The sequence below is a fragment of the Streptomyces sp. NPDC001985 genome (assembly GCF_040296845.1).
Classification (GTDB): domain Bacteria; phylum Actinomycetota; class Actinomycetes; order Streptomycetales; family Streptomycetaceae; genus Streptomyces.
This window is the reverse complement of sequence record NZ_JBEOYB010000136.1, coordinates 1-8,939: the sequence shown is the minus strand read 5'-3', so window position 1 is coordinate 8,939 and position 8,939 is coordinate 1. Positions and strand designations below refer to the sequence as shown.

8 protein-coding genes are annotated in these 8,939 nt (G+C 69.0%); 3 read left to right on the top strand and 5 right to left on the bottom strand.

What is annotated here, in order from left to right; genetic code table 11:
* Positions 1-415 precede the first annotated feature (415 nt).
* The 3 genes from ABT122_RS32580 to ABT122_RS32570 all read right to left on the bottom strand — a co-directional run bounded on the left by ABT122_RS32580 (position 416) and on the right by ABT122_RS32570 (position 3,744).
* Positions 416-1,000 carry a hypothetical protein gene (locus ABT122_RS32580; RefSeq protein WP_351559627.1) on the bottom strand — a complete coding sequence of 195 codons (585 nt, stop codon included), beginning with the start codon at positions 998-1,000 and terminating at the stop codon, positions 416-418.
* Positions 997-2,343 (bottom strand): acyltransferase, encoded by a 1,347-nt coding sequence (locus ABT122_RS32575; RefSeq protein WP_351559625.1) that lies wholly within the window; start codon positions 2,341-2,343, stop codon positions 997-999. Before ABT122_RS32575 ends, ABT122_RS32580 begins: the two co-directional genes overlap by 4 nt.
* Before the next feature lie 114 nt (positions 2,344-2,457).
* The gene (locus tag ABT122_RS32570) at positions 2,458-3,744 is read right to left on the bottom strand and encodes a DUF6357 family protein (protein WP_351559623.1); all 1,287 of its coding nucleotides are present in this window, start codon (positions 3,742-3,744) and stop codon (positions 2,458-2,460) included.
* Positions 3,745-3,957: 213 nt separating this feature from the next.
* Between ABT122_RS32570 and ABT122_RS32565 the strand changes: the two genes are divergently transcribed.
* Positions 3,958-4,845 (top strand): GNAT family N-acetyltransferase, encoded by an 888-nt coding sequence (locus tag ABT122_RS32565; protein ID WP_351559621.1) that lies wholly within the window; start codon positions 3,958-3,960, stop codon positions 4,843-4,845.
* A gap of 154 nt (positions 4,846-4,999) precedes the next feature.
* On the opposite strand, the gene ABT122_RS32560 is transcribed toward ABT122_RS32565, so the two are convergent.
* A complete protein-coding gene (locus ABT122_RS32560; protein ID WP_351559619.1) occupies positions 5,000-6,163 on the bottom strand; it encodes a S8 family peptidase in 1,164 nt (387 codons plus the stop codon).
* Between the two features lie 367 nt (positions 6,164-6,530).
* Here ABT122_RS32560 and ABT122_RS32555 point away from each other — a divergent pair, with 367 nt between their 5' ends.
* On the top strand, positions 6,531-7,490 hold the full coding sequence (locus tag ABT122_RS32555) for a helix-turn-helix transcriptional regulator (protein ID WP_351559617.1): 960 nt from the start codon (positions 6,531-6,533) through the stop codon (positions 7,488-7,490).
* A 65-nt stretch (positions 7,491-7,555) separates the two neighbouring features.
* On the opposite strand, the gene ABT122_RS32550 is transcribed toward ABT122_RS32555, so the two are convergent.
* A complete protein-coding gene (locus ABT122_RS32550; protein WP_351559615.1) occupies positions 7,556-7,795 on the bottom strand; it encodes a hypothetical protein in 240 nt (79 codons plus the stop codon).
* Positions 7,796-8,508: 713 nt separating this feature from the next.
* On the opposite strand from ABT122_RS32550, the gene ABT122_RS32545 reads away from it, so the two are divergent.
* Positions 8,509-8,808 carry a hypothetical protein gene (locus ABT122_RS32545; protein ID WP_351559613.1) on the top strand — a complete coding sequence of 100 codons (300 nt, stop codon included), beginning with the start codon at positions 8,509-8,511 and terminating at the stop codon, positions 8,806-8,808.
* Positions 8,809-8,939: the final 131 nt, after the last annotated feature.

Below are 8,939 nucleotides of genomic sequence, written 5' to 3'. Positions count from 1 at the left end.
TACGGGCCGCCAAAAACGCTCCGGGGCTCCGCCCCGGCCGAGGGGCTCCGCCCCTCGAAATGTCACCTTCGGTGACAATGGGGCCTCCGGCCCCCATGGTCGCCCTCCGGGCGACCAGAAGCTGGCTACAAGGATGCCCGGGCTTCGTTTCGAACGTGCCGGCCTCTGGGGCAGCTGTAGTTGCGGTTCCCTGTCCGCAGCGTCACCACATGTCGCCCGATGGTCGCTGGGTACGGGCCGGCGTCGATGATGTCCTCATGATGGCGGTGTGTATCCGGTGAAGCTCTGCGTTTCACTTTCAGTCGGACCATTTATGACGGTGCATCATATTGATTCACCATTCAGTAGAATGGTCTAGACCATAGGAGAACCAGACACCTGCGGAGCATCCCGTTTATTTCCACCAGCTGCGCTCTCAGGCGCCGATTCCGATCGCGCTGACGTACGCGTAGGCCAAGAAGTCGGAGTCCAGTTCGGAGATGATGTCGTCCCAGATTTCGTCGAGAGTGTCGAAGTCGTTGGCGGCCCAGGCTCTGACGGTATCGCCCCAGATGTAGCGGGCCTGGATGGAGCGGTCCGAGAGAGGGCGCCGGAATTGCTCGGGAACGGTGCTCTGGTCGACCGGGAAGATTTCGATCCGGCGGCCGTGTCCGTTGTTGTCGAGAATTCTTTTCAACGCGCCCGAGCGGACGATGTTCTGACGGCGTCTGTTCCAGTAAGCGGCGTCGACGGCTTTCAGTTTGGCGGCGGAGGGGGTGGTCCCCCGCTCCCAGGAGCGCAGCAGGCGGCGGCTGACGCCTTGGGCGGCGAGTTCGGCGCGGCCGGCGGGGTTGTCGAGGTAGCGGAGGCGGGCTTTGAGGCCGCGTGTGGTGGTGACAGGTGAGGTGATGCCTCCGGCGCGGGCGATGCGGTCGATCTCGGCGTGGAGGGCTCCGGCTCCGCGCTTTCCGCGGGCGTTGTGCTTCTGCCATTCTCCCCACCGGTCGGCTGCTTCGCTCATGCTTCGTCCTTTCCGAGGGTGTATGTGTACTTCGGCTTGACCTGTGAGAGTTCGCGGCCGTATGCAAAAACTGAATACCAATCACCGGCGATGTGGAGTTCGTCGGTTCCGGACATTTCGACGACCGTGAGCCCGGCGGTGTGTGCCTTATACGCCTTCATCCATAGGTTAGCAAATGCCTGGGAGCGGATGATGTGCATCCAGTCAGGTCGGCGGATATCGCGGTTCGCGGTGGATTCTCCGATGGTGGAGACGAATTTGGAGTACATGGCTTTGACGTAATGGAGTGTCAGGTCGTCACCGGTGTTGATCGCGGTCCTTCGGGTGTCCGTGAGGGCTCGGCGCATTTTCTCCAGCAGTCCTTCGCTGGCTCCGGAGGTCCATGACTCGTGGATCACGGGCATCTCGCACAGGCCCTGCCGGGCGCACCGCAGGAGGAGCCGGAGGGTGGGTTCGGTGATCCAGAGAGGGCCGGGTTCCTGGCGGGCGCCGAGGGGCGAGGGTAGATCCGTGTGGGTCCATGGGGGTGGGGTGACGTGGTGGACTCCGGCGCGCTTGGGGTCGTGGGTGCCGGTGTCGGTGTGTGTCAGCCGGCCGATGGGGAGCCAGGTTTTGAGGGCTGCGAGGTAGGCGCCGTTGATGTCGAGGCTGGTAACGTCGAGGTGGATGTGTCCGGCGCGGGCTGCTTGGTGCAGTTCGGCGGAGCGCCATTTGGGGCGGCCTTCCCAGATCTGGTCGGCGCCTTTCTGGGAGCGCTTCTGGAGGATCTCCTGGGTCGGGGGGAATTCGGTGTGCTCGTATCGGCCGCCGACGCGGGAGGCGGCGAACAGGGCCATGACGTCGGGGATGGCTTGTTTGGTGAGGGCGGCGCGGGTGGCTTCGATGTCGCCGTCCGTGGCGGCGAGGTGTTTGTCGACGGTGGTGCGGATGAGGTCGGTCAGCGGGCCGGCTGGTGGCGGGTGGTGGGGCACGTTCTGGTGGGTGTGGGTGTCCTTGGCCGGTTCCGGGTGGGTCGGTGTGGGGGCGGTGGGGTCCGTTGTGGTGGGTGGTGGGGCTTGTGGGGTGTCGGTCAGGGGGATTCCGGTCTGGGGTTCGGTGCGGTCGGCGGGGAGTCTGGCGGCGGCGTGGGTGGGTCCGGCCAGGAGGTCGAGGACCGGGATGCCCCAGTGGTTGGAGAGGGCGTCGGCGTCGTCCAGGGTCCATGCTGTTCTGCCGGCCTGTTTCCGGCTGATCTGGAGCTGGCTGAGGCCGGTGCCGGCTCCGACGTCGGCTTGGCGTTCGCGGGTGAGCTGCATGATCGCGGCCACCGTGAGTCTGAGGGTGTCCTCGGTGCTCATCGTCATGGGTGAAGCCTACTCACGGCGTAGTCATTTTTTGCATACGGCACTCGTTTTATGCATGTTTCGCTGATTCTCTGATACCGGGGGCATGCGCGCGCTGCGGGAAGTGGCCAGCGGTCACCCCTGGTTGTCGCCTCGGCGTTGCCGGGCGCGTTCGAACTCGGCGGCGTCCGGTATCCAGGGGCTGTGGTGGTCGAGTGCGGCGCAGCCGCCGCGGATGAAGGTGCTGACCAGGTTCCGGTACCCGCTGATTCCGTCGACCAGGCTGTACTCGACCCGGTACTGGGGGTCCGACCCGGCTTCGCCTTGGTGGAGTGTCGTGATCCGGGCGATGGAGTCCGCGTAGAAGTGGAGCTGGATGCCTTCGCCCATTGTCTCGTCCTCGATGGTGAAGACTTCGTTGTCCGGGGCAGAGCGGTCGGCGACGAATTCCCAGAATTCCGCGGTGGCGGTGCGGGGGTGGGTCTGGAGCCACTTCTTCTCGGCGCCCTGGTCGTCGGTGAAGGACAGGGCTGTCTTCCTGGCGTTTCCGCCGGGGCCGGTGTGGTGGACGGCAGTGGATTCGTCGTCGTCGATGGGTGTGTTCCTGGAGCGGTCCGCGGCTTCCGAGCACATCAGGAAGCTCACGGTGCGTACCGTGTCGTCGGCGAGCCCGGGGTGTGCGCGGCGCAGGGCTGTGTCGGTCGTCGTCGCCATCCGGTCCCAGTCGCGTTTGTCCGTGGCGCGCTTTCCGCGTCGCGGGTCGAGGCCGATCCGCATTCCGGCGCATGCGTGTTCCGCGGTGGTGATGACGCGCTCGACGTCGGGCAGCAGTGCGGGGTCGACGGCGTCGGGTGTCCGCTGGGGGATTGTCGCGCCGTGCAGGTACTGGCCGGTGTATTTGAGGATGGCGGTGTCGAGTGGGCGGAGTGCTGTTCCGCGTTCGGCTCGTCGGCGGTTCGCGTGGTACTGCTGGGCTCGTTTCGGGTTGGGTGTTTCTGTCGCCTGGCGCATCGCCGCGCAGAGCCGGCCGCGCTCCAGCAGGTCGGTGTCGGCCCCGTGGGCGATGAGCTGTCCTCTGTCCCATGGGATGTGCTGGAAGTGCGCGTCGACGTCCGCGGGCGCGGAGAGGAGGATCGGGTCCAGGAGTGCGGTGGCGGCGTTCTCGTCGAGGGTGCCCCGGGTTCCGGCGGCGTCGCACAGGGGGAGGACCGCGCTCCACAGGAGCAGGTGTCTGGCGAGGTTGTCGCGGATCACCGCGAGGTGGGCTTCTCCGATCGGGAAGGTGAATGTGCGAGGGGAGTGGTTGGCGTCGGCTCCGGCGCCGAGGGTGAGTCTGAGTTCTCCGTCCTCGCGGATGACGTTCGGTATCCATCCGCTCTGGCGTGTGAAAACGGTGTCTGGTGTGGGGTTGGTCTTTCGCATCGGACGAGGGTAGCGAGTTCCGTATGCGCCGCTCGGGTGTGCGGCCGTGCCGAGGGCGTGCGGTCGTGTGCCGGGGGCCCGGCTGTCCGTCTCGGCCCTGGTCGGCGGTGATGTGCCGGTCGTCGTCCAGTCCGTGTCTCCTCATGTCGTGGTGGGCTTCGTGGGTGTTCGGGTGGGTGTTCCACCGGGCCGGGGCATCCGCGATCATGAGGCATGCTTTCGGATGACTGGCACCTCACTGACGATGTCGACGGTTTCCTCGACCGGGCCGGGGACTTTCTGCGCTCGCGTCCGGCTCTGCACAACACGCCGCTGACGGACATCGAGAAACTGCGCATGCGCAGGCCGGACGCGCAGGGTCCGGTCACTGCCGTGCTCGGCCGGCTGGAGACCGGAGGCGAGGTGCGTGCCGTCTTCTATCTGACGTCACGCGGCCGTCTGGGTCTCACTTCTCTCTCCGCCGGACAGGCGGATGTGCTCGCCGCGTGCCTCGCGGGCGTCGGCCACTCCCCCGCCCTTGTCATCGCGGATCTTGACACCGCCGCGGCTTTCGCCGATTCCTGGCAGCGGCACACCGGGGCGGTGGCGGTTCCGTTCTGGCGGACGCATCTGTACCGTCTGGGCACGCTCATTGCGCCGCGGCCCCGTCCGGAGGGCCGGGGGCGTCCGGCGGGTGGGGCGGATCGTGGGCAGGTGGTGCGCTGGTGCCGTGAGTTCTGTGTGGATGTGGGGGAGCAGTCGTCGATCGATCTGATCGATGCCGGGTCCTGGGAGCATTCGCGTTTCGGGGACCGGCGTTTCACCTTGTGGGAGGCTCCGGACGGTGTGCCGGTGTCGATGGCGGCGGCGACTTCGGTCGTCGGCGGGATGGTCAGGATTGATCCTGTCTATACCCCGGCCGGTTTCCGGGGGCGCGGCTTCGCCGGGGCTGTGACGGCGGAGGCGAGCAGGGCCGCGCTGGGGGCGGGGGCGACGGATGTGGTCCTGTTCACCGATCCGGGCAATGCCACGAGCAACGCGCTGTATCAGCGTCTGGGGTTTGTGCGTGTCGGTGAGTTCGCCGGGTACAGGTTTTCCCGGGGTGCGGTGGATGCGGGGTAGGGGTGTGCGCGGTGTGCCGTGTGGCGGGTGTGTCCGCGTGCGGGCGCCGTGTCGGTCTGGGTGGGGGTGAGCCGGTGTTGCGCCGGTGGTCGGTTCGGGGGTTTCCGGGAGGGGCGCCGTGTGCGGGGCCCCTCCCCTGCCGTGCGGTGGTGGGTCAGAGGGTCGATTTGTACAGGAGCCGGTTCGGGGTGCCGGTGGTGTTGCCGCGGATCGCGTTGGCGGTGCTGTTGTTGATGATCCAGTTGTTGACGGTGGGGCTGGGGGCGTCTCCGTGGGTGGCCTTGTAGAGCGCTGCCACGCCCGCGACGTGGGGTGCGGCCATTGATGTGCCGTTCATGGTGGTGGTACCGCCGCCGGAGCGGGTCGAGAGGATGTTCACGCCGGGGCCGTAGAGGTCGACGCACTGTCCGTAGTTGCTGAAGCCCGCTTTGTTGTCGCTGGAGTCGGAGGCGGCGATGGACAGGGCGCCGGCCGCGCTCGCGGGGGAGTAGCCGCAGGCGTCGCGGTTGTTGTTGCCCGCGGCGACGGTGGTGTGGACGCCGGAGCCGGCGAGGGCGGTGGCGGCGTTGTTGAGGGCGGCCGAGTAGCCGCCGCCGAGGGAGGCGTTGGCGACGGCGGGTTTGACGGCGTTCTGCCGGACCCAGTCGAATCCGGCGATGATGGCGGAGAAGGAGCCTGAGCCCTGGCAGTCGAGGACGCGTACGCCGCGCAGCTGGACGCCCTTGGCGACGCCGTGGGTTGTGCCGCCCACGGTGCCGGCGACGTGGGTGCCGTGTCCGTTGCAGTCCGCGCCGTTGCCGCCGAAGGCGTCGAAGACGTTGCGGGCCCGGCCGCCGAAGTCGGGGTGGCTGGTGTAGATGCCCGAGTCGATGATGTAGGCGGTGACGCCGGAGCCGTTGCGGGTGTAGGTGTAGGTGGTGCTGCGTCCGCTGCGCTGGTCTATTCGGTCCAGGCCCCAGGGGGCGTTGTTCTGGGTGGCGGTGGGGAGGGCTTTCTGGTCTTCCTCGATGGAGGCGACCCGGGGGTCGGCGCGCAGGTGTGTGAGGCGGGTGGGGGTGAGGTCGGCGGCGAAGCCGTTGAGGACCGCGTCGTACACGTAGTCGGTTCGCAGGGATTTCGACTTGGCGAAGGCGGCTGGGTCGGTTCCCTTGGTGAGGGTGACGATGTACTGGCCCTTGATCTCGGCGGTGGTGGGGGCTTCGGTGACGGTGATGAGCGGGGCGGGTTCGGGGGCGGGGGCGGCGGAGCCGGTGGAGGGGAGGAGGGCGAGCGGGACGGCGAGGCCGAGTGCGCCGATGGTGAGGCGGGTTGTGCGCATGAGGGGGGCTGTCACCTTTCGTGGTCCGGCCGTGCGGTGCCGGAGGGGACGGTGTGGGGGTGCGCGTTCGCGGGCGCGGGGGCTCGGGGAACGGCGCGGGTGCACGGGGTGCGCGGTGACGAGGAGTACCGGGCGGGGTTCGTGTCCGTCCTTGGCGGGAGGACGGCCGGTGTGCCCCGGGTTCCGGATGGCCGTGGGCGGGGTCGCCGCTCGTGTGGTCTCCGTGTCGACCGGATGTGGCGACAACATAGCCAGGTGGGGCGGGAGTTGACCACGGCCGAAAGGGGCGTGACCGATTGTGGCCACGGGGGCCGGTGGGTCGGTGGGAACCATGGTCAATCCGGTCGGCCGGGCCTATGGTCGGGGCATGCCTGCCGAGGAACCGTACGGGGACGACGCCGGTCCCGGGCGGGTCGAGGCCGCGGCGGGGGCGGCGTACCGGCGGCTGGGCGGTGTCGGGGAGGCTCTGGACGGGTTGTCGGGGGAGGTGCGGGAGTGGCTCGGCGCGCGGCGGCTGGTCGATGGTGAGCGGCGGCATGTCAACTCTCCCGAGCGTGCGCTGCACGAGTTGGTGGCCGATCAGCGGCGCGGGCTCGGCGAGTTGTCCCGGGGGCTGGCGGCGCTTCATGACGTTCTGCGGCTGATGCCGGGGCTGGTGCCCACCGGGCGGGAGGTGGTGGAGGCCGAGTTCTTCGCCGAGCGGGCGCGGCTGGAGGAGCGGATGGATGATCTGGACACGCTGTGCCGGGCTGAGATCCTTGGTATGCGTGGTTCTTTTCCGGATGCCGGGGCGCTGGAGAGGAGTCTGGGTGAGGATCTTGCCATGCTGGCGCGGGGTGTGGAGATCCGGTTGCTGGTGTCGACCCGGGCGGCGCGTCTTCCCGGGGCGGGGCGGTATCTCTCCCGGATGCGGGAGCGGGGGGCGCGGATTCGGCTGGCGCCGGCTGTGCCGCTGCATCTGAATGTGGTTGACCGGGCGGTGACTGTTCTGGCGCTCGGTCCTGCCGGGGGGCGGGTGGAGCCTGCTGAGGACGTCGTCCTGCACAGTCCGCGGCTCGCTCTGTGCTTTGCTCTGGTCTTCGAGCATCACTGGGGTACTGGTCTGTACTGGGAGGCGGACCGGGCTGAGGAGTGGACTCCGAGGGAGCGGGAGGTGCTCGCTCTGCTCGCGGCGGGTGCGAAGGACGAGGCGATCGCTCGGCGTCTTGGCTGTTCCGAACGGACTCTGCGGCGGCTTCTGTCCGGTCTGGTGGGTCGGCTCGGAGGGGGGAGCCGGTTTGCGGCGGGGGTGCGTGCGGCTCGGCTGGGGCTGTTGGACGGGCCCTGAGCCGGTGGGGGCGGTTCCGTTCGCGCGCTGGGTGTGCGGTCCGCTGGGCCGGGGGGGGGTCTTGTTCAGGTGGGGTGGCGGGGTGCGGGTGGGTGCCGTGTGGCGAGGGCCTGAAGGGAGTGGACGCCGGTGAAGTGCGCGACCCGCCAGTCCCCGCCGAGTGTGCTGAAGTTGGTGACGGGCATGCCGGGGCCGCCGTCGGGCGGGCCCACGGTGTGGGCGCCGATGATGGGCATTCCGTGTCCCAGGTCGGCCGCTGTCTCCTGTGCGGGCGTGGCCTGGACCATGAGGTGGGGGACGGCCATGCTGATGGCGGCGACGAGCAGTCCCAGGCCCAGGGCCCAGGCCAGTGCGGGGGGGCGATCCGTTCGCGGAGCAGCAGGATCACGGTCATGAGGCCCATCAGGACCAGTACCAGGGAGGCCAGCAGTATGAATACGATCCTGGTGCCGGTGGTGGCGTGGTGAAGTTGAAGTGGCTGGTGGTTCCTTCCGCTGCGGCCCATGAGGCGCCCGTGCCCTCGACGGCTGTGCAGATGACCGCTGTCCAGGACATCAGTCGTACCAGGCGGCGGTGAGCGGCCGTCCGGCCGTCGTTGCCTTCTGCACCAGGGCCCATGGCCCGGACGTTGCCACCAGCGCTCCGCCGTCTCTCGCCGATCGGGTCCCTTGGGGCGCATGGTCCCGGCGGGAGGCGGCTGCGGGTGTGCGACTGGCGGGTGGGGTCACCCGGCCGGTGGGCGGGGTGACCCCAGCCGGCCCATCCGGGTGCGGGGGGAGTTGGTGTGGTGTTGTGTCCGGTCGTGAGTCGGCGGCTGGTGGTCGATGCCGGTGTTTCCGGGGAGGTTCGGTCCGGTGTGCCGGGGCGCCGGGAGCGGTGCGGGGTTCCCGGTGGCTTTTCTGTGGGGGTTCGTCCGTTCCGGGCTGGTCACCGTTGCTCCCGGTGGCCTGTGGTCGTTGGTCGGCCAGGGGGCGCGCAACGGTGCGGCGTCCCCGGTGACGGAAAGTGAGATGGTTCCATGACCAAGCGTGTGATGACTTTGCTGGGGGCTGTGGCCTGCGCGTTTCTGTTGTCGGCCGCGGTGCCGGCCGCCTCGGCGGAGGGCTTCCTCATCGTTGACCGTGATGTGCACGCGAATCCGTCCGGCTGTCTGCTGGTCGGCGATGCCCCGGATTTCCTGGAGATCACCAACCAGACCACCCGAACCGTGGTCGCTCACCTCGGCAGTGACTGCACCGGCGCGGTGACGGCTGTCCTCGCGCCCGGTGCCACGGGAGTCTTCTGGGCGGCGAGCATCTCTGTCGAGGATGCCGTCTGAGCGGAGTGAGACCGTGCGCCCCGTCCGCCGGTGGGGCGGGGCGCGGGCCCGGCCCCCGCCGGCGGGGGCCGGGCGGGGGGGGGGGGGGCGGGGGGCCCCGCGGGGGGGAGGTTGGGGGTCGCGCCCACGAG

Bases quoted from the DNA above. Each gene is read 5' to 3' on its own strand.
- ABT122_RS32580 (WP_351559627.1), bottom strand. From the start codon at position 1,000: ATGAGCGAAGCAGCCGACCGGTGGGGAGAATGGCAGAAGCACAACGCC.
- ABT122_RS32575 (WP_351559625.1), bottom strand. From the start codon at position 2,343: ATGACGATGAGCACCGAGGACACCCTCAGACTCACGGTGGCCGCGATC.
- ABT122_RS32570 (WP_351559623.1), bottom strand. From the start codon at position 3,744: ATGCGAAAGACCAACCCCACACCAGACACCGTTTTCACACGCCAGAGC.
- ABT122_RS32565 (WP_351559621.1), top strand. From the start codon at position 3,958: ATGCTTTCGGATGACTGGCACCTCACTGACGATGTCGACGGTTTCCTC.
- ABT122_RS32560 (WP_351559619.1), bottom strand. From the start codon at position 6,163: ATGCGCACAACCCGCCTCACCATCGGCGCACTCGGCCTCGCCGTCCCG.
- ABT122_RS32555 (WP_351559617.1), top strand. From the start codon at position 6,531: ATGCCTGCCGAGGAACCGTACGGGGACGACGCCGGTCCCGGGCGGGTC.
- ABT122_RS32550 (WP_351559615.1), bottom strand. From the start codon at position 7,795: ATGGCCGTCCCCCACCTCATGGTCCAGGCCACGCCCGCACAGGAGACA.
- ABT122_RS32545 (WP_351559613.1), top strand. From the start codon at position 8,509: ATGACCAAGCGTGTGATGACTTTGCTGGGGGCTGTGGCCTGCGCGTTT.